Origin of the sequence: Chengkuizengella sp. SCS-71B (assembly GCF_040100845.1) — a bacterium.
Classification (GTDB): Bacteria; Bacillota; Bacilli; order Paenibacillales; family KCTC-33759; genus Chengkuizengella.
Map to the genome: position 1 here is coordinate 4016390 of NZ_JAZHSH010000001.1, position 19940 is coordinate 4036329.

At 37.6% G+C, this 19940-nt stretch carries 17 protein-coding genes and 2 pseudogenes; 3 read left to right on the forward strand and 16 right to left on the reverse strand.

The genetic code is table 11. From position 1 onward, the window contains the following. Nucleotides 1-25: 25 nt before the first annotated feature. Entirely contained in the window at nt 26-1471 is a 1446-nt protein-coding gene (cls, locus tag VQL36_RS19555; protein WP_349250912.1) for a cardiolipin synthase, read from the forward strand. A gap of 93 nt (nt 1472-1564) precedes the next feature. On the opposite strand, the gene VQL36_RS19560 is transcribed toward cls, so the two are convergent. From VQL36_RS19560 to VQL36_RS19585, 7 genes and pseudogenes are all read right to left on the reverse strand, one after another. After that, on the reverse strand, nt 1565-3694 hold the full coding sequence (locus VQL36_RS19560) for a peptidase G2 autoproteolytic cleavage domain-containing protein (RefSeq protein ID WP_349250913.1): 2130 nt from the start codon (nt 3692-3694) through the stop codon (nt 1565-1567). A gap of 15 nt (nt 3695-3709) precedes the next feature. Next, nucleotides 3710-3994, reverse strand: a complete 285-nt coding sequence (locus VQL36_RS19565) for a hypothetical protein (protein WP_349250914.1) — start codon at nt 3992-3994, stop codon at nt 3710-3712. Then, nucleotides 3984-4673, reverse strand: a complete 690-nt coding sequence (locus VQL36_RS21205) for a peptidase G2 autoproteolytic cleavage domain-containing protein (RefSeq protein WP_413789582.1) — start codon at nt 4671-4673, stop codon at nt 3984-3986. Before VQL36_RS21205 ends, VQL36_RS19565 begins: the two co-directional genes overlap by 11 nt. 234 nt (nt 4674-4907) lie before the next feature. Further along, a pseudogene (locus VQL36_RS21210) lies at nt 4908-6155 on the reverse strand (exosporium leader peptide); the annotation flags it as partial. Nucleotides 6156-6170: 15 nt separating this feature from the next. Then, entirely contained in the window at nt 6171-6485 is a 315-nt protein-coding gene (locus tag VQL36_RS19575) for a hypothetical protein (protein ID WP_349250916.1), read from the reverse strand. After that, on the reverse strand, nt 6475-6666 hold the full coding sequence (locus tag VQL36_RS19580; protein ID WP_349250917.1) for a hypothetical protein: 192 nt from the start codon (nt 6664-6666) through the stop codon (nt 6475-6477). Before VQL36_RS19580 ends, VQL36_RS19575 begins: the two co-directional genes overlap by 11 nt. After that, the gene (locus tag VQL36_RS19585; protein ID WP_349250918.1) at nt 6647-6781 is read right to left on the reverse strand and encodes a hypothetical protein; all 135 of its coding nucleotides are present in this window, start codon (nt 6779-6781) and stop codon (nt 6647-6649) included. Before VQL36_RS19585 ends, VQL36_RS19580 begins: the two co-directional genes overlap by 20 nt. Before the next feature lie 443 nt (nt 6782-7224). Here VQL36_RS19585 and VQL36_RS19590 point away from each other — a divergent pair, with 443 nt between their 5' ends. Then, nucleotides 7225-7515 carry a hypothetical protein gene (locus VQL36_RS19590; protein ID WP_349250919.1) on the forward strand — a complete coding sequence of 97 codons (291 nt, stop codon included), beginning with the start codon at nt 7225-7227 and terminating at the stop codon, nt 7513-7515. A gap of 220 nt (nt 7516-7735) precedes the next feature. Further along, nucleotides 7736-8155 (forward strand): hypothetical protein, encoded by a 420-nt coding sequence (locus VQL36_RS19595; protein WP_349250920.1) that lies wholly within the window; start codon nt 7736-7738, stop codon nt 8153-8155. 308 nt (nt 8156-8463) lie between these two features. Here VQL36_RS19595 and VQL36_RS19600 read toward each other — a convergent pair whose 3' ends face one another. The 9 genes and pseudogenes from VQL36_RS19600 to VQL36_RS19640 all read right to left on the reverse strand — a co-directional run bounded on the left by VQL36_RS19600 (nt 8464) and on the right by VQL36_RS19640 (nt 19928). After that, nucleotides 8464-10872 carry a S8 family serine peptidase gene (locus VQL36_RS19600; protein WP_349250921.1) on the reverse strand — a complete coding sequence of 803 codons (2409 nt, stop codon included), beginning with the start codon at nt 10870-10872 and terminating at the stop codon, nt 8464-8466. A gap of 180 nt (nt 10873-11052) precedes the next feature. Next, nucleotides 11053-11221: pseudogene (locus VQL36_RS19605) on the reverse strand (lipid II flippase family protein); the annotation flags it as partial. 325 nt (nt 11222-11546) lie between these two features. Continuing rightward, entirely contained in the window at nt 11547-13376 is a 1830-nt protein-coding gene (gene glmS, locus VQL36_RS19610) for a glutamine--fructose-6-phosphate transaminase (isomerizing) (protein ID WP_349250922.1), read from the reverse strand. Nucleotides 13377-13840: 464 nt separating this feature from the next. Continuing rightward, nucleotides 13841-15178: a phosphoglucosamine mutase gene (gene glmM, locus VQL36_RS19615; RefSeq protein ID WP_349250923.1), complete on the reverse strand. Its 1338-nt coding sequence runs from the start codon at nt 15176-15178 to the stop codon at nt 13841-13843. Nucleotides 15179-15210: 32 nt separating this feature from the next. Further along, nucleotides 15211-16647: a YbbR-like domain-containing protein gene (locus tag VQL36_RS19620; RefSeq protein ID WP_349250924.1), complete on the reverse strand. Its 1437-nt coding sequence runs from the start codon at nt 16645-16647 to the stop codon at nt 15211-15213. A 5-nt stretch (nt 16648-16652) separates the two neighbouring features. Next, nucleotides 16653-17456: a diadenylate cyclase CdaA gene (cdaA, locus tag VQL36_RS19625; protein ID WP_349250925.1), complete on the reverse strand. Its 804-nt coding sequence runs from the start codon at nt 17454-17456 to the stop codon at nt 16653-16655. Between the two features lie 244 nt (nt 17457-17700). Beyond that, nucleotides 17701-18309 carry a zf-HC2 domain-containing protein gene (locus tag VQL36_RS19630; RefSeq protein WP_349250926.1) on the reverse strand — a complete coding sequence of 203 codons (609 nt, stop codon included), beginning with the start codon at nt 18307-18309 and terminating at the stop codon, nt 17701-17703. Between the two features lie 115 nt (nt 18310-18424). Next, nucleotides 18425-18997 (reverse strand): RNA polymerase sigma factor SigW, encoded by a 573-nt coding sequence (gene sigW / locus VQL36_RS19635; RefSeq protein WP_349250927.1) that lies wholly within the window; start codon nt 18995-18997, stop codon nt 18425-18427. A 52-nt stretch (nt 18998-19049) separates the two neighbouring features. Then, the gene (locus tag VQL36_RS19640) at nt 19050-19928 is read right to left on the reverse strand and encodes a DMT family transporter (RefSeq protein ID WP_349251228.1); all 879 of its coding nucleotides are present in this window, start codon (nt 19926-19928) and stop codon (nt 19050-19052) included. Nucleotides 19929-19940 lie beyond the last annotated feature (12 nt).

Consider the following 19940-nt stretch of genomic DNA (forward strand, 5'->3'; position numbering starts at 1 on the left):
ATAACATTTTTGCGAGGATTTCATTATGTATATTATTACCTTATTGTTTCAATTAGTTATTATATTAAATATGTTTTTTGTGGTTATTGTTATATTTCGGGAAAGACGAGATGTTGGTTCCTCATGGGCTTGGTTATTAGTTTTAATATTTATACCTTTGCTCGGATTTGTCTTATATCTTCTTTTCGGACAAAACCTTAGGCGTTATCACCTCTTTCAATGGGAGGGTCGAAAAAAGGTTAGAAGTGAAAAAATATTAGGGACTCAATTGGTCCAACTTAGAAATCGTCAATTCCAATTTCACAATCAAGTAATAAAAGATAATAGTGATTTAATATACATGCATTTAGTTAATGGTGTTGTCTTAACTGAAGATAATTCGGTTGGATTGTTTACCGATGGTCAAGAAAAGTTTGACATGTTATTTAAAGATATCGAAGGGGCAAAAAACCATATTCATCTACAATACTATATAATTAAAAACGATCAACTCGGTAAAAAACTCATAGAAGTTTTAGCAAAAAAAGCAAAAGAAGGGGTTCAAGTACGGGTTTTATATGACGATTTAGGCTCAAGAAGATTAACCAAACGATTTTTTAAAAAACTTCGTGAATCTGGTGGTGTTGTAGAAGCGTTTTTTCCTTCTAGATTCCGTCTCATCAATCTGCGGATAAACTATCGGAATCACCGAAAGGTAGTCATTATTGACGGAAAAATAGGTTATGTTGGTGGCTTTAACGTGGGGAACGAATATCTTGGCAAAAATCAAAAGTTTGGATACTGGCGAGATACACATTTAAGGATACAAGGTACAGCTGTTCATTCGCTTCAAACTCGTTTTATTCTTGATTGGAATCAGGCATCCCATTCTCAAAATATTATCTATAAATCTGAATACTTCCCAGAAGTTACTTTTCAAGGAAATGTCGGAATTCAAATCGTCTCAAGTGGTCCTGATTCTGAATGGGAGCATATTAAAAATGGGTTTATAAAAATGATCTCATTAGCAAAAAAATCCATTTTAATCCAGACGCCTTATTTTATTCCAGATACTAGTTTGTTGGATTCGCTTCGAATAGCATGTTTTTCTGGTGTCGAGGTTAAAATTATGATTCCTAATAAACCAGATCACATTTGTGTATATTGGGCAACTCTTTCCTATATTGGTGAATTACTTAAAGCTGGAGCAAATGTCTATATATACGACAATGGTTTTATTCATGCTAAAACTATCATTATCGATGAAAAAATATCATCCGTTGGAACAGCGAATATAGATGTAAGAAGTTTCAAATTAGATTTTGAGGTTAATGCTTTTCTTTATGATGAAGGATTTGCTCACAGACTGACAAACACATTTCAAAAGGATGTAAAAGTATCTAGACAACTCACTCTTAACGAGTATGCCCAATTTCCATTGAGGATAAGATTTAAAGAGTCGATAGCCAGATTATTATCTCCTCTGTTATAGTCGTCGTTTCATATGATCAAATTAATTCAGGACTGTGAGCTCGTTTAGCAGTCCTGAATTTAAAAATTGAAAGAATTCCAAGTCGTGTTTCCGTCAACATGCAAGATTTGATACAATAATTAAAATTTGATCTTCATCTGTCCGTTTTAACACTCTATAACCACTTTGAGCTGTTGTAGCAATTCCATCAGCGTTAGGTTTGCAAAACCCATTCACTTCACTTGTTCCATCGTCTCTTACTAATAATTGTCCCGTTAATCCAACAGCTACCCATTCAGGTCTTTCTGATCTTGGAATATACTGTTTATCAGGATCATATTCTGGATTTAGCTTTTGTCTTTTTTCAATTCGCTCAGGCGAAATAATTTTGCCGTTCTCATCTTTTTCCGCTGGGATGGTGACTTCTTCATATAATACCTGACCCCACTTATCCGTCAGGCATCGCTTATTCCATTGATAACCGGAACCTCCTAAAACAGCAGGGAAGGCACTTGTTACACCTAAGATATAATTATCTTTATCGGTTGCTTTTCTTATTTTATCCCCTTCTGTTGTGACAAAATATCCGTAATCGATGGGTTTGCCATCCAACGTTTCAAACAATTCAGCGAAATCACATCCTCTACCAGAAGTAACTTGCCCAGCAAAGCAAGCATCCCCTGTATTCCCGCTTATAAGAGCCATCAATGTTCCATTCACTAAATGCCAAGAGTTATCTTCAACCGCTGAACCTGAGCGTCCCATAATAAACGCATTCACTCTACTATTTGTATTAGTACCATCTCCTTCCGCATGAGAGCATAGACCCGTAGCATTCGTATTACAGCCTTCCGCATGAGAAGGCCTACCTAAGGCTGTTGTCTCACTCCCTTCAGCGTGAGAACAACGTTGTAAAGCTTGCGTATTACAACCTTCCGCATGAGAGCCTAATATTGCGGTTCTCGTATTGCTTCCTTCCGCATGAGAATTAATCCCTGTGGCTCTCGTATTGCTTCCTTCCGCATGGGAGTTATTCCCTGTCGTTTCTGTTAACCTTCCTTCCGCATGAGAATTAATCCCTACGGCTCTTGTCGCATTCCCTTCGGCGTGAGAATGGTCTCCCGTAGATTCCCCACGTGATCCTTCCGCATGAGAAGCATCCCCTTCGGCTCTTGTTCTGAGGCCTTCGCAATGGGACATCTCACCTAATGCTCTCGTAATTGTACCTTCGGCATGAGATTGTGTTCCTTCTGCAACCGTAGCAAAACCCCCAGCATGGGACCTATCTGCCAACGCCATCGTACTATCTCCTTCGGCATGAGCGTTTCTTTCTGCAAACGTTTCAGCACCTTCGGCATGGGCTGATGATCCTCCGGTAGCCGTTCTCCTTCCTTCCGCATGAGACCAAAAACCAAAGGCATCTGTTAAACTTCCTTCCGCATGAGCCTGATCACCAGAAGCAACTGTATCTGTTCCCTCTGCATGAGCACCCATACCAATAGAAAATGCTCCTTCTCCTTCCGCATGGGAGTTATCTCCTTGGGTAAGAGTGTCTCTTCCTTCCGCATGAGAATTAAGTCCTGTCGCTTTCGTGTTCCGCCCTTCTGCATGTGCATTTTCTCCATCTGCCTGTGTAATAAATCCTTCCGCATGGCTGTTCAATCCTCTAGCAACGGAACCTAAGCCTTCAGCGGTCGAATTGTCTCCTTGGGCTACGGTATCTCGATTTTGGGCATGGGCATTGTCTCCTGTAGCTTCCGTATTTCTCCCTTCTGAATGAGAAGCTTCACCTTGTGCATTCGTTTTAGTTCCTTCGGCGTGGGAGGAGCTTCCCGATGCCGTTGTACAATCTCCTTCGGCATGGGATTGCAGTCCCTTCGCTTTTGAGCTTACTCCTTCCGTATGGGAAGCTATTCCTATCGCCTGCGTTCCTACTCCTTCCGTATGGGAGTTATCTCCTTGGGCTAGATTGTTTCTGCCTTCTGCATGAGAAGCGTCTCCGCTAGCTGTGCTGTTTCTGCCTTCCGTATGGGAGGCTACTCCCGATGCCTGTGTTCCTACTCCTTCCGTATGAGAAGCATCCCCATCGGCCATTGTTTTTCTTCCTTCCGCATGAGAAGCATCCCCATCTGATACCGTACTTCTACCTTCAGCAAGAGCGTCGTCACCACTGGCTATCGTATTCCGTCCAAATGCTGTAGCGCAATCCCCTGGGGCTTTTCGATTACAATTTTTCCTATCCATTTATAGCCATCTCCTTCAAAGTCTCTTTTGTAATCTTTTTAGTGATTGTTCGCTTCGTTCTTCCACCCTTTGAATGATTTCTTCTATTCGCTTACGTCTATTCTCTAAACGTTCTTTACTCACATTTGCATTTTTCATTCTTTCTTGATATTTATCCATCGAACGTTTTAATTCTTCAATGATTTCATTTTTTCTACTTTTTTCCCTGGCCATAGCTTCTGAAAACTGTTCTTTTAACCGTTCTCTTCTACTTTCCATTGTTTTATGGTCTTTTGTAAATTTTTCTCTGTTATTTTCCATTACGCACCTCTCCTTTTGAATCGTTTTTAATTTGCATAGGATTTGCTACAATAATTAAAATTTGATCTTCATCTGTCCGTTTTAATACTCTATACCCACTTTGAGCTATTGTAGCAATTCCATCAGCGTTAGGTCTGCAAAACCCATTCACTTCACTTGTTCCATCGTCTCTTACTAATAATTGCCCCGTTAATCCAACAGCTACCCATTCAGGTCTTTCTGATCTTGGAATATACTGTTTATCAGGATCATATTCTGGATTTAACTTTTGTCTTTTTTCAATTCGCTCAGGCGAAATAATTTTGCCGTTCTCATCTTTTTCCGCTGGGATGGTGACTTCTTCATATAGTGCCTGACCCCACTTCCCCGTCAAATATCGCTTATTCCATTCATAACCGGAACCTCCTAAGACAGCAGGGAAGCCACTTGTTACACCTAAAATATAATTATCTTTATCTGTTGCTTTCTTTATTTTGTCCCCTTCTGTTGTGACAAAATATCCGACATCAATGGGGTTGCCATCCAACGTTTCAAACAATTCAGCAAAATCACACCCTCTACCGGAAGTAATTTGCCCAGCAAAGCAAGCATCCCCTGTATTTCCGTTAATCAGAGCCATCAATGTTCCATTGACTAAATGCCAAGAGTTATCTTCAATTGCTTGACCTGAACGCCCCATAATATGCGCATTCACTCTATTATTTGTATCTGTACCATCTCCTTCCGCATGAGAGCATTCACCTGAAGCAATCGTATTACAACCCTCAGCATGGGACGCAAAACCTTCCGCTCTAGTTCCATCTCCTTCCGCGTGAGAACAATCTCCTAAAGCTACCGTATTACAGCCTTCCGCATGAGAGCCTGACCCTTCAGCTACCGTATTGCTTCCTTCTGCATGAGACGAGAAACCTTCCGCTGTAGTGCCAGACCCTTCGGCATGGGAACTGTCTCCTTGGGCAAGGGTATTAGTTCCCTCTGCATGAGCACCGACACCTGTTGCTTCGGTTCCTTCTCCTTCTGCGTGAGAAAAATCTCCTGAAGCTACCGTATTACAACCTTCCGCGTGAGAGCTTTCCCCAATGGCTTGCGAGAAAAATCCTTCCGCATGGGAGAAATCTCCTTGGGCAAGGGTGTCTCTTCCTTCTGAATGAGAGCTTTCCCCAATAGCTGTTGTAGCAAATCCTTCCGCATGGGAACCCTCTCCGCCAGCATTGGTGGCTCTGCCTTCCGCATGGGAGGCTAACCGTCCGGCTGACGTAAGGACTCCTTCCGAATGAGAAGCAAATCCAGCGGCTCCACCTGAATCTCCTTCCGAATGAGAAAAATCACCAGTGGCAACTGTAAGTTTACCTTCCGCATGAGCCTGTTCACCAGAAGCAACTGTATTTGTTCCTTCTGCATGAGCACCGGTACCTATTGCTTCTGCTCCTTCTCCTTCCGCATGGGAATTATCTCCTTGGGCGAGGGTGTCCCTTCCTTCAGAATGAGAATTAAGTCCTGTCGCTTTCGTGTTCCGCCCTTCCGCATGCGCATTTTCTCCATCCGCCTGTGTAATAAATCCTTCTGAATGGCTATTCAATCCTCTAGCAATTGAACCTAAGCCTTCAGCGGTCGAATTGTCTCCTTGTGCTACGGTATCTCGATTTTGGGCATGGGCATTGTCTCCTGTGGCTTCCGTATTTCTCCCTTCTGAGTGGGAAGCTTCACCTTCAGCATCCGTTTGAGTTCCTTCTGCATGAGAATAGCTTCCTGATGCCGTTGTACAATCTCCTTCGGCATGCGATTGTAATCCTTTCGCTATTGAACTTGTTCCTTCCGCATGAGAAGCTGTTCCAATCGCCTGCGTTCCAACTCCTTCCGCATGGGAATGATCTCCTTGGGCTACAGTGTTTCTTCCTTCTGAATGAGAAGCGTCCCCACTGGCTATCGTATCTATTCCCTCCGAATGAGCAGCCAATCCTTTCGCCTGAGTCCCTTTTCCTTCCGCATGGGAAGCATCCCCATCGGACATTGTTCTTCTTCCTTCCGCATGAGAATTTTCCCCATCTGATACCGTACTTCTACCTGCAGCAAGAGAGTCATCACCACTCGCCATCGTATTTCTACCTAACGCTGTGGCGCAATCTCCTGTTGCTTCACGATTACAATTTTTCCCATCCATTTATAGTCACTTCCTTCAAAGTCTCTTTTGTAATCTTTTTAGTGATTGTTCGCTTCGTTCTTCCACCCTTTGAATGATTTCTTCTATTCGCTTACGTCTATTCTCTATACGTTTTCCACTCACATTCGCATCTTTCATTCTTTCTTGATATTTATCCATCGAACGTTTTAATTCTTCAATGATTTCATTTTTTCTACTTTTTTCCCTAGCCATAGCTTCTGAAAACTGTTCTCTTAACCGTTCTCTTCTATTTTCCATTGTTTTATGGTCTCTGGTTTTATCCCTACTCATAGCCAATTCTTCTGTAAATTTTTCTCTGTTATTTTCCATTACGTACCTCTCCTTTTGTGTCGTTTTTAATTTGCATAGGATTTGCTACAATAATTAAAATTTGACCTTCATCTGTCCGTTTTAACACTCTATAACCACTTTGAGCTGTTGTAGCAATTCCGTCAGCGTTATCTCTGCAAAACTCATTCACTCCACTTCTTCTAATGAGAATTTTTCCCATCTGATACCATACTTCTACCTGCAGCAATAGAGTTATCACCACTCGTCATCGTATTTTTATCTAACGCTGTGGTGCAATCTCCTGTTGGTTCACGATTACAATTTCTACTGTCCATCTAAATGCCCTCCTTTGATAAATCTAACTTCCTACATCCCATCTTATGTAGGTATTAGCTTAGAAGTGAGTAGTTCTTCCAAAAAATCACTGTTAAAATGGACAGCATCAACAGTTGAAAATTCCCTCCTTGGAGGAGAGAAAATAATGATCAAGAATGGGGAGTATTTAATGATGTAAAAGGAATGAGTATCACACAAATAGCAAATAAATTAGGAAGAGATCGTAAAACCATTCATAAATAGTTGAACCAAGAAGCACCTCAAAGATACGAGCGAAATATAGTGAAATATTAGATCCATATAAGGAAGGATTATATACATGAGAGAATGGAAGAAGGCTGTTTAAAAATGCGGTTGTTATTTATGAAGAAATTAAGGAAAAGACAATATTTCTGATAATGCAGATCAACCTACAATAATTGCAGAAATTACATTTGATTGTTTGAAACCAGGTGATGAAATATGGTTAAATGGTATTTTTCAGGTGAATCTACCTCAAGATACCATAGTTGATGTCCTTTATCGGATTTCAAAAAATGGAGAGACGATTTATAGTGCAACGAAAAATATAGAAGGTACTGATAATATAGGTCAAATTTATTCTCAACAATATGTAGATACCATTAAAAATGTAGAGAAGGACGTAACCTATAGTTTAGTGGCATCTGTTCCTTCAGGTGATACAGGACCTCAAGTGTTTGGACCCATCACTTTGACTGGAGCTAAACAGTAAATCTAAATCGTATTTTTCTTTAAGTTTAATTAGCTTTAAAGTTTCCCCTCCAAGAGGTTTTTGTTGGTTTAAAATAAAGTTTGATCATTTATCAAAATTGTTATTTTTTAACAAATTTTTCGGTTTTTAATCACATTTAGCCCTTTTTTTATTATTTACACATTTGCACAGTCAAGACCATCAACAATGCAATAATATGGTAATGAAGGAGTGGTTTATTATGAGTAAATATAATGTACCTCCCTGGAAAAGGGAAAGTATAAAAGACTGTAAAGATAAAGAAATATCTGTTTGTAGTGATTGTTGCCCCGTTGAGATTGATACAGTTTCTCCAGGATTTGATCTAGGCTGTGGTGACTCATTTAACATTTTTAACTCAAACACGGGAGTTACAATAATTGGAGAAATTACTTTAGAGGCAGATTCTGAATGTGGATTGAATGTAATCATTACGGCAAATGGGGTGAATACTTCATTAGAAATTCCTCCTTCCAATGATATGTCTACCCCAAATATTTTAAGTATTGCTTATAAAGGTGTAACTAATATTAGGGTTGAGTGTAATGGTAGTGGGAACGGTTGTATAGGAAGTGCTAATTTTTCAATTATAGAAAGATGCATAACTAAAGTCAACGTTTAAAGTAGAGTGGATAAACTATGCAAACAGGAAAAATTTATGAATAAAAAGATTGATCAAAAAATGGTTTTCTTATTGAAACATAATGCGTTTTAATAAAAAGTTTGATTATTTTGAACCCAGAATCCTATATTATCAATGAAATTTGAAAATTATTATACTAGTTTTGATCAATCTTTTTTTCATATGGTCAAACTTAATTCAATATGATCAGATTTTTTTACATGGGATCGTCCTATTTCATTGGTTTATAGGGAGACGGGGACAAATTCTCTGTCCGGTCTCCCACTAGTGTGTGAAAATAACTTAGATTATTCTTTTGTTACCAAGAACGCACTATATTCTGTAACACCATTTGATTCTACATAAACCGCTAATACCCAATCTCCGTTAGGAAGTGGGATGCCACCTTGTACCGTACCGTCCCATGAAAATTCATGAAGTGGAGCTGGTACATTTTCAAAAGCTCCTAACGTATCGATGAATCCACCAATAGTTCCAGTACTTGCATCGAATTCATACAAGTCATACTGCAGCACCTCAGCGCCACCCGGCAAGTAAGATTCCACGGTGTACATATCATCTGATACCTTTCCAAGGCCTACCCCTGTTACACGAGGGTAATCTGGCTCTCCAACAAACAATATGGTTGGAACGTCAAAGATTTGTTCCCCATCACTGATTTCAATGGTTCCTTCATAGTACCCTGGCTCTAATTTTGAGGTATCTACCTGTACATGAAAATTCACTTCTTGTGTTGAACCTGGTTGTACTTCCAGGTTATTACTTAGCATCACTTTTATACCGTCTGGATTTCCATGCATTGTTACATCAAAGCTGTATGTTTTTCTTTCATCTGAAAGATTTTGAATTTCAAAGAATTGTTTTTCTACTTGTTTCCCATTATCTTTTATAAATTTCCCAAAGGAATGACTACCAGGAGCAACCAGTGTCATGGCATCTAATGCATCGACCACACGAATACTACCGGCACCTTGGGTATTGTGAGCAAAATCTTCTCCACTTGCTGGATCCACAAGGTTTTCAGCCGTATTCATTAACGCCGCTTTAACATCTTCTGTATCCCAATGAGGGTTTTTCTGTAATAATAACGCTGCAGCACCCGCTACATGTGGTGAAGCCATACTTGTTCCTTGTAAGGAAGCGTAACTATTTCCAGGGAACGTACTTACAATATTAACACCAGGAGCCGAGACATCCGGCTTAATCATCCATGAAAGCGCTACCGGTCCACGAGAAGAGAAATCCGCAATCACTTCAGGTGATGTCGATACATATTCAAAATCTAAAGTAACAGTGTTGTTTCCAGCCTCTAATTCTGCAAGCATTATCAGACCTTCTGCATTAGTGATTTTCACTGTTGGTACATCCATGCCTGGAATAACAAAAGGAATTTCACCTGGCGAATGGTTGAAAATAATGGCTCCAACCGCACCTGCAGCTTTAGCGTTAGCGGCTTTGTCTACAAAGGCATAAGCCCCGCGGCTAATTAAAGCAATTTTTCCTTCTGCATCAACTTCCGCAAACTCTTCTGCGCTTCCTAAACCAGCAAACACAAACTCAAATTCATTACCGTCTAATAACTCTATATCTTCAACTTTTTCATAACCCATTACCTTATCACTTTCATACTCTACGCCACCAGTTGTTATAACGTCAACATCATAATTATCAAACGGCAATTGCGTCGCTCCAACGGAGATGGCTTCACGAGAAGTTCCTGGAGATCCAACAGTCCAGTTGTCTGGTCCTGAGTTTCCATTAGATGTAACGGCTACGACTCCTTCCGCCATTGCCCAATCTAAAGCAATCGATGTAGCCCAGTCCGGGTTATTCAACGGATTACCTAGAGATAAGTTCATCACGTCTACTCCATCTTGAACCGCTCTCTCAATCCCAGCAACCACATCCTCTGTTGTCCCCCCATCTGGTCCTAATACACGATAGCCTAGAAGTGATGCATCCGGAGCCACACCTTTAATCACTCCGTTAGCAGCTACCGTACCTGATACATGTGTCCCGTGAGATTGAGTAGGACCTTCTTGAGGGTCATTGTCATCATCTACAAAGTCCCATCCTTTGTAATCTCCAAACGCATGTACTAAATCAGGATGAGTGTAATCAACCCCTGTATCGATGACAGCGACCGTTACTCCTTCACCGGTAAATCCAGCTTCCCAAGCATCATTAGCTCCTATGAAAGGTGCACTTTTGACCATTTCTGGACTAAACAATTCAGCAGAAAGCTCTTCCACTGAAATCACTCCCGCTGTATAGTTCACATTTGGATAAACTGCTTTAACACCAGGAATGGTTGCAAGTTTCATAATATCGGTTCCAGCTAATTCTACTGAAAAACCAGAGAAGACATAGTCATATTCGCGGTTCACTTCCGCCTGCTCCACTGATTGTTCAAGTGCATTTATCACTTTTTGTCTTTCAGCCTTTAAATTGTCTTTTGATTGATTTTTTCCTTTTTGCTTTGCCTCTACAATCGACTCAGCTTCCAGTTCTACAATGACTGTCGTCGGCCCGCTTGAAGATAGTTCGATATCTCCAAACAATTCAGCTACAGGCAATTCCTTAACCGTGATTTGTGAGGTATTGTCTGTTTGAGCAGCTGCTCCCATACCAAAAGTAGATAACAATAACACCATTGCAATAAAACTCATAAATGCTTTCGATACTCGTTTTTTCATTCCTCAAATCATCTCCCTAATTATTTAGAATAGTTAGAATATGCTCTCCCATAGCCTCGTATCAAAAACATGTATAAGGGCGTTTTCCAAAACATTTCTAACAATCTATTATTTCTACAAACGCTCTCATTTTTCCTCTAGTAAAATAGTACTAAGAGGTTATGATTTAGGAAGAAGTTACTGAATCATATTTGCTGTACTTGAAACAATAACCATTACATTAAAGAGAGATAACGCTGATGCGATCATTCTTACTCTTGTACCAGATAACCTTACAGCATAAGCAAGAGTTTCTATTGAGTGAATAATAAAAATAAACAGAGCTATTTAACAATAGTTTTTCAGTTATAAATTCTAAACTTTAACCTTCTTTTTATTTCAATTTAGTTATATTATTTTACCTTAAAAATTTCTTCTTCAACTAACCTACTCTTTTACTCAATAATAATTATTTCAACAAATAAGATAGTCTTTTATTCAACAGTATAGCCCAATTGTCTAATATGAAAGTCAAAAAACTCATGAACCAATTTCTAATTCATGAGTTTTGATCAATCTACTTTACACTACAACAGTCAGTAATTCGGTTTGATTCCTAATATTTCGGTGCATCTTTTTTTTAAACGGTGCAACTTTCTTTAAAACTACAAAGATATTATTTTGATTTATCTGACTTACTCCACCGTAACACTCTTAGCTAAGTTACGAGGTTTATCCACATCATTCCCTCTAGTAAGAGAAGCATAATAAGATAATAACTGTAAAGGAACAACGGATAGAGCAGGTGATAAAACATCTAATGTTTTAGGAATTGTGAAAGACTCATTAACGAGCTTCCCTAACTCTTCATTTCCTTCTTGGTTAATACCTAATACATAAGCACCACGTGCAGCCACTTCTTCTATATTGCTTACAGTCTTTTCAAATACATCTTCTTGTGTTGCTAATGCTATAACAGGAATACCTTCTTCAATTAGGGCTAACGTTCCGTGTTTTAATTCCCCGGCCGCATAAGCTTCAGAATGGATATATGAAATTTCTTTCAGCTTTAGTGATCCTTCTAATACAACTGCAAAATCTAATCCCCGCCCTATAAAAAATAAATTATTATGAAGTGCGATTTTTTCAGCAACAGTTTTAATTTGTTCGGATTGCTCTAAAATGCTTTCTACTTGTTGTGGAAGCTCCTGTAAAGCTGCAATTACTTTTTTCACTTCTCCTGCTTCTACTGTTTCTAGCTTTTGAGCTAAGTATAAACCGAATAAATAAAATGCGATTAATTGCGATGTATAAGCTTTCGTAGAAGCAACGGCTATTTCAGGTCCTGCCCAAGTTGTAATCACATCATCCGCTTCACGAGAAACAGAGCTTCCCACTACGTTTGTTATCGCTATTACACGAGCCCCTTGACGTTTAGCTTCTCTTAGAGCAGCTAACGTATCAGCAGTTTCTCCTGATTGACTTACGACGATAACTAACGTGTTTTTTGTAATAATTGGTGAACGATATCGATATTCAGAAGCAACGTCTGTTTCAACTGGAATACGTGCTAACTTTTCAATAAGGTTTTTACCCACTAACCCAGCATGATATGCAGTACCGCAAGCAACAATATGAACGCGATCAATAGATTTAATTTCTTCATCAGTCATTTTAATTTCATCTAAAATCACTTGATCTTGATCCATTGATATTCGGCTGCCCATTGTATCGCGGTATGCTGTAGGTTGATCATAAATTTCTTTTAACATAAAATGGTCAAACCCTGCTTTTTCAGCCGTTACGATGTCCCAATCCACATGGAAAACATCTTTTTGAATTTCATTCCCGTTCACATCTTGTAAAGTCACTTCATCTTTAGTTAAGATTGCCATTTCTCCATCATTTAAAATATACACATCTCTTGTGTGTTCTAAAATGGCTGGAATATCTGAACCGATATAACTTTCACCTTTACCGATTCCAATAATTAATGGACTTGCTAAACGAACAGCAATTAATTTATCGGGTTCATCTTCGCAAAGAACAGCCAATGCATATGCCCCACGCATACGATCTACTGCTTTTTGAACCGCCTTAACGATATCACCCTCATATAAATCAGAAATAAGATGAGCGATAACCTCTGTATCCGTTTCAGAAGAGAATTTATGCCCTTTTGCAATTAACTCTTCTTTAAGAGTTCCATAATTTTCAATGATTCCATTATGAACGACTGAAAATTTTTGTGATGGATCACAATGAGGATGTGAGTTTTCGTCAGAAGGTTTTCCGTGCGTTGCCCAACGAGTATGCCCAATACCAATTGACCCTTTAATTGGATTTGTACTTAACTCTTCCTCTAGTACCGCTAACCGACCTTTAGCTTTCTTCACTTCTAATCCACGATTGGTATACACTGCGATTCCAGCAGAGTCATACCCTCTATATTCTAATTTTTTTAATCCATTTATTAAAATACTTTTAGAATCTCTATTTCCAATATATCCGACTATACCACACATAAGTTTTTTCTCCTCCCATAAGACAGGGAGCGTTAATAAGCTCAAAAGACATCACTTTTTAAACACTCCCTTCATACGTATTATTAAAATGATAGCTGATTACACTAGGTTGTGTAAAAAGTGATTATATTCAATTATGAGTCATCCTAATTGGAAGCTTGTCAAATTGGTCACCCAATTCATTTACTTTCCAATTTTACGGTATGGATGAAATATACCGGGAGGTCCCCGCCGAATGCTTCGAACACCTTCCACCTCGTCAACTTATAACCTTATGTAAGTTATGATTATGAAGAAGCACTTTATAAAGTTATCAAGTTCTGGCGCTTTAAAACAAGTAACCCCGTTCCACCTTTCTTTTTTAGAGTATACAACTATATTATTGTATTTCACATTAAATGTGAACCCTTTTTTAAAATAAGAAATGTAGTGATTATTTTCCAATGTTAATGAGTTTAAGAGAATTATAGTTCATCTTTAATTTTATTTACTATTTTTTCAGCATAACTTCGAATTTGTTCTTCATCTGGTCCTTCAACCATAACACGTATTAAAGCTTCTGTTCCGGAAGGGCGCACTAAAACTCTCCCATTATCACCTAGTTCTATTTCTATTCCATGAATGGTTTCTTCTATTGCTGCATTACCATGTAATCCTTCTTTATCCTGAACCCTCACATTAATCAATACTTGTGGATATTTAGTCATCAATTGCTTCAACTCACTTAATTTTTTTCCTGAATGCTGAATCGTGCTTACGAGTTGAATGCCAGAAAGAATACCATCACCTGTTGTACTATGGTCTAGGAAAATAACATGTCCTGATTGTTCACCACCTAGATTATATCCATGTTTCCTCATCTCTTCCATCACATAACGGTCTCCCACTGCTGTTTTGGAAGATTGCATACCTAATGATTCAATCGCTTTGTAAAATCCAATATTACTCATGACTGTGGATACAATTTTGCTTTGATTTAACTTTCCAGATTGATTCATTGCATCCCCACAAATACATAATATGTAGTCCCCATCAATTAATGATCCAGTATTATCAACTGCAATTAATCGATCTGCATCACCATCAAAGGATAATCCCAAATCCGCACCTAAACGGACAACTTCAGATTGCAATTTTTCTGGATGAGTTGAACCACAATTTTCATTAATGTTTAAACCCGTTGGCTCAATACCTATTGAGATCACTTCTGCACCTAATTCTTCAAATACTTTTGGAGCGATTTCATAAGCTGCTCCATTGGCACAATCTAACACTATTTTCAAACCCATAAAATCAGCTTCGACTGTTGTTTTTAAATATTCTATATATAAATCCTTTGCTTGAGGTTGATCTGTTACAGTTCCTATATGGTCTCCAATTGGTCTTGGTAAATCATCTACCTCTGCATCCATTAGACGTTCTATTTCTAATTCTGTTTCATCAAACAACTTAAATCCATCCTGCCCAAAAAACTTAATTCCATTATCAGCTACTGGATTATGTGAAGCGGAGATCATTACACCTGCATCTGCACCTAATTCACGAGTTAAATAGGCTACGCATGGTGTTGAAACAATGCCCAATCTAATGACATTTGCTCCAATAGATAATAAACCTGCCACTAGGGCTGCTTCTAACATTGGACCTGAAATCCTTGTATCTAAACCAATGATTACTGTGGGTTTTTCAACCTTCCCAGCTAATACGTACCCCCCACAACGACCAATTTTATATGCTAATTCAGGGGTAAGCTCTTGATTAGCAATGCCACGTACACCATCAGTTCCAAAATATTTCCCCATGTTATCTTGCTCCTATTCGTATATGTTTGTTATTATTGATTAATTTTCTCATTTAACAGTTCTTCTTCAGAAGATGAATTTTCGGAAATCGGAAGATTCAAGCCTTCATCATTTTCCGATCGTATTCCACCTTCAATAGTTTCACTTCTTTGAGTTTCCGTTTCATCAATTATGTCCGTTTCTCCTTCTTCATTTGTTTCAGGTTCTGTATCTATTACCTCTTCTGGAATTGGTTTTATTTCTAAAAACACTTTTAAAGGAGAATCCCCTCCATATTTCACAAAATTAGGAAGTGTTAATTGAATGCTGCGTTCATAACTTCCTGGGGAAAGTCCACTAATATCAACTGTGGCATCTATGTTATTTTCACTAAGATTTTCTAAAATAGATGGTGCTCCATCAACTATCAAATCTAATAAACCATCTGTTGGTTCACTAAAAGCAATTTCATATTCGTTGCTGTTTAACCCAATAAGTGTAATAGGAAAATTAGCAAATGTTTTGGTTTCAGAAGGTACAATAATAATCTCTACCTCAACTTTTTGAGGTTCAATCTTTTTAATACCATCAGGTACCGTTAAGATATGAGAAGATACTCTGTCGCTCGTCAAATTACTTAAATCAATTTCAATGTCATCGTAAACATTGTAATCTTTTAATACATCTTCTGATCCATAAAGTGTAACTTCATCTATACTCTGTTTAAAGGATACTACACTATACCCTTTTGGTGTTTCACCTCTCAAATTCACTCTTAAATCTAATGTTTTTGATGGGCTTATGATAGGTATTTCCACTTTCACTTTTGAAGGATTTATCCCTACTTCTACTTGCTTACTATTCTTATCATATGCTGCCAGCGACAGTTCAGTCACTATATCCTCATGTACATTCGTTACATCAACGGAAGATTGAACGCTGGAAATTTGTTCTATTACACTGCTTGGTGCTGTGATGGAAACTTCTTCTGTAGATAAAATTGGTTTTCTTGCTTCGTATCCTTCTCCTGGATCTCCTTTTACATTAATTTCAATTGGTAATGAAGTTGTGATGATCTCTTCAATGACGACTGTAACAGTTGGTGGATATAGTTCAACTTCTACATCATCAGGAAAGCCAATAGAATCTAACCTAATATGATGTCTTCCCGCTCCTTTATTGGATAAATCTACCGCTATTTTATATTTTTCATTTTCTTTACTTACCGGTTTAATATCTGTTTCTTTTCCTTTTAAAACCACATTAACAGAGCTATAATATTTTTCTTGAATATGTAAATCCTCACCTAGATTTAAAATGGTAATTGGAAAATCATCTATTCCTCTACTCTGTTCAGTATTTATTGTATCAATAACTGTAGGTGGAGGAGTTGCAACTTGTTGATCTAACTGAACAAAAGCCCATAGCAATATACCGAAAATCACTGCCGCAATTCTTACAACTGTTATATTCCCTAACCATTTATCCATTTTGATTACCTCTTTCGTTTCCAAAATGAAGTTTTGTCTTTATTTTTGACACTTGGTTTTAGCTCTTCAAATATTTTGGATATGAGCGATTCATCTTTCACATCCCTAACTACTTGTCCATTCATGGCCATGGAAATAGCGCCTGTTTCTTCTGAAACAACAATACACAAAGCATCAGATACTTCACTCATACCTATGGCAGCTCGATGACGTGTACCTAACTCCTTACTAATAAAAGGATTTTCAGATAAAGGGAGGTAACATCCCGCTGCTCGTATTTCACCATTTTTTATCACTACAGCGCCATCATGTAAGGGAGTATTCGGAGTGAAGATATTAATTAATAACTCAGCACTTATTTTTGATTTGAGTTGGATTCCAGATTCTATGTATTCATTTAATCCCGTTTCTTTTTCAAATACAATGAGAGCACCTATTTTTCGCTTAGATAAATAATTAATCGATTTAATCACTTCACTGATACGATCATTCACTTCTTTTTCTTCTTGTGATACAGTTCTGGTAAATATTTTACCCCGTCCTAATTGTTCTAATGCCCTTCTGAGTTCAGGTTGAAATATAATAATAACGGCTAAAAGCCCATAGTTAAACGCTTGCTCCATCAACCACTGTAACGTATTAAGACCCAACAATATACTAAGAGCCCATGCCACAATGACAACTACTATACCTTGAAGCAGTTGTACAGCACGAGTTCCTCGAATAATCATTATTAATTTATATATCACATAACTTACGATTAAAATATCTATTATATCCATAAAGGTGATGTCGGTGAAAAATCCCATTTTTTAGCTCTCCTAGTATCCAACTTCAAAAAAACCTTCATTTTTTTATTAAAAATTTGTTAAAATTACATTTCTTTTTCTAATATAGATCATACCATAAAATGTACAACTCTAGAACTTTTACCAGTGAAAAAAATAAATCGCTTATAAGATAGGTATTCTCACCTACAAAATGAATTACTCATCAATTTGTACAAAAAAACCAACCCATATTTTGGGAAGGTTTATTTCAAACAAATTAATTTTATTCACTTTTAAAAATGTCGAAAAAACCACTAATTTTATACCAAATCCAATCTAATGTTTGATCAATATGAGTGACTCCTCCGGCAACTTTTTCAGCTGAAGCTAGTAGATTTATTTTACTGTCAATTAATGTTACCTTGCCATTCACTGTTCCTTCCACTATAATTTCTCCATTTTCAACAACAAGATCCCCATTTACGGTCTGTCCTTCCGGTACAATGACTTGATTATCTTTGATCACTACATATTCCATACCGCTTCCTGAAACAATAAGATTTGATTCTGGTTCATTCATTGCGAACAAACTACCCATCATAATAATAACAAAAACGGCTGCAGCAGCCATTGCAGGATACTGTTTAGCCCACCTCATCCATCTGTTTTCGCTTTTCATTGGAATGACATCCATAATCTTGTCAGTTAAATCATCAGGAACTGGGCTTTTTGGGAGAGACCTAGTTAATGCCTCGGTTTTTTCTAATTGCATTAAATTCTCTTTACAATTTGAACATGTGTCTAGGTGATGGCTTAGCTGATGAAGTTTTACACCAGTAAGATCTCCGTCCAAGTATTCATGCAATAAAGAATTTACTTGTTTACAATTCACTTTGCCCACACCTTTCAGAATTCAAACTCGTTCGTTCATTCTTACCATACGTTTGATAAAAGAATCGGTTTCAAAAAAATAATAAATTATGATTACTTATAACTTGAACTACATTCTACATTAAGTTTCCATGCTCTAATTTTTTCCGAAGATACTCTCTACCCCTATGGACTCTAGTTTTGACCGTAGTTACAGGCATATTTAATATATCACCGACCTCCTGAAGAGATAAGTCATGCAAGTAACGTAACACGACAACTGATTTATACTTTTCTGGTAATTTATCAATCGCTTCTCGAACATGCCTCTGTGTTTCGGATATGATGAGTTGTTGATCTGGTGAGTCATCTTCGCTCGGAAGAATATCGTAGCCGTCTATCCCTTCACCTTCTATAGTTTCAGCATCTAATGAAAAAGCATTTTTTCTTTTCCTTAATCGATCAATACACAAGTTTGTACCGATGCGAAAAATCCATGTAGAAAACTTGTACTTTGCATCATATTTATGTATGCTTTTGTACACTCTTAGGAAGGTTTCTTGAGTTATATCTTCCGCTTCTTGTTTATTACCTAACATTCTGTATCCAAGATGGTAAATTTTGTTTTTATATAAATCAACTAAATCTGAAAAGGCTTGATGATTTCCTTTTTTAGCTAATTTAATAATTTTTATTTCGGTACTATCCACTACAATTCCCCCAGCACATTTCTTGCTATGGTCTAACTTGATTAAAATTTAACTACTTCTTTTCAGCAACTATAATTCCAATTAATATTAAAAGTACTCCTAACCATTGTACGAGTAGTACAGATTCTTGTAATACAATTACAGCAACAATAATTGCTGCTGGCAGCTCAATTGCTCCTAACATCGCAGACAAAGATCCACCAATTTTAGGAATTCCTAAGTTAAAACTAATTGTAGGAATCACTACACCTAAAATAGCTGCAAATAATCCCCAAAAAAGAAAAGTATTTAGCTCTCCTTGGATATATGTCTGATTAGGAAATAAAATCATCATTACAATGATACTAGGTGGAAGAGACGCTGTAATCATTATAGCTGATTTTAGTACAGAATCTATGTTTGTTGCAACTCTCCCTGTAAACGTTATAAATAAACTATATGTAATTGCAGATAAAAACCCGTAGATAAACCCTCTGATGCTCATTTGTTGAAGGTCTTCAATGGACAATCCTACAGCTAAAATGGTTCCAAACATGACTACAACAACCGCTAGCATCTGATACATCGAGGGTAATCTTTTATGTAATACAGATTCAATAATGATTGAAATCCATATAAACTGAAACAACAATACAATGGAAAGAGATGCATCTAAGTCCCTTAAAGAAGCATTGATAAAAATGGAAGTAAGTGAAATTCCAATAAAACCTAACAAGGTTAATCTAAACCAAGGAGTCTTCATTGGATTCTGCCACGCACTTCTCCTAAACCCAATAATAATCCATAATATCATCATACCAAAAAATAACTGCCCTGTGGTGATTTGAAGCTCATTTAATCCAGATTCATATGCAAGTTTAATAATGGACGACAATATCCCATAACTTGAAGCTCCAACTAACACAAGAATAATAGCTACCCAACGATGCATTTCTTTCAATTT

What these genes read in the sequence shown, in the direction of transcription:
- VQL36_RS19595 (WP_349250920.1), top strand. Translation starts at nt 7,736, where the DNA reads ATGAGTAAATATAATGTACCTCCCTGGAAAAGGGAAAGTATAAAAGAC.
- cdaA (WP_349250925.1), bottom strand. Translation starts at nt 17,456, where the DNA reads ATGGGATTTTTCACCGACATCACCTTTATGGATATAATAGATATTTTA.
- VQL36_RS19575 (WP_349250916.1), bottom strand. Translation starts at nt 6,485, where the DNA reads ATGGAAAATAACAGAGAAAAATTTACAGAAGAATTGGCTATGAGTAGG.
- cls (WP_349250912.1), top strand. Translation starts at nt 26, where the DNA reads ATGTATATTATTACCTTATTGTTTCAATTAGTTATTATATTAAATATG.
- VQL36_RS21205 (WP_413789582.1), bottom strand. Translation starts at nt 4,673, where the DNA reads ATGGGGCGTTCAGGTCAAGCAATTGAAGATAACTCTTGGCATTTAGTC.
- VQL36_RS19560 (WP_349250913.1), bottom strand. Translation starts at nt 3,694, where the DNA reads ATGGATAGGAAAAATTGTAATCGAAAAGCCCCAGGGGATTGCGCTACA.
- VQL36_RS19580 (WP_349250917.1), bottom strand. Translation starts at nt 6,666, where the DNA reads ATGGGAAAAATTCTCATTAGAAGAAGTGGAGTGAATGAGTTTTGCAGA.
- VQL36_RS19600 (WP_349250921.1), bottom strand. Translation starts at nt 10,872, where the DNA reads ATGAAAAAACGAGTATCGAAAGCATTTATGAGTTTTATTGCAATGGTG.
- VQL36_RS19620 (WP_349250924.1), bottom strand. Translation starts at nt 16,647, where the DNA reads ATGGATAAATGGTTAGGGAATATAACAGTTGTAAGAATTGCGGCAGTG.
- glmM (WP_349250923.1), bottom strand. Translation starts at nt 15,178, where the DNA reads ATGGGGAAATATTTTGGAACTGATGGTGTACGTGGCATTGCTAATCAA.
- glmS (WP_349250922.1), bottom strand. Translation starts at nt 13,376, where the DNA reads ATGTGTGGTATAGTCGGATATATTGGAAATAGAGATTCTAAAAGTATT.
- VQL36_RS19565 (WP_349250914.1), bottom strand. Translation starts at nt 3,994, where the DNA reads ATGGAAAATAACAGAGAAAAATTTACAAAAGACCATAAAACAATGGAA.
- VQL36_RS19585 (WP_349250918.1), bottom strand. Translation starts at nt 6,781, where the DNA reads ATGGACAGTAGAAATTGTAATCGTGAACCAACAGGAGATTGCACCACA.
- VQL36_RS19640 (WP_349251228.1), bottom strand. Translation starts at nt 19,928, where the DNA reads ATGCATCGTTGGGTAGCTATTATTCTTGTGTTAGTTGGAGCTTCAAGT.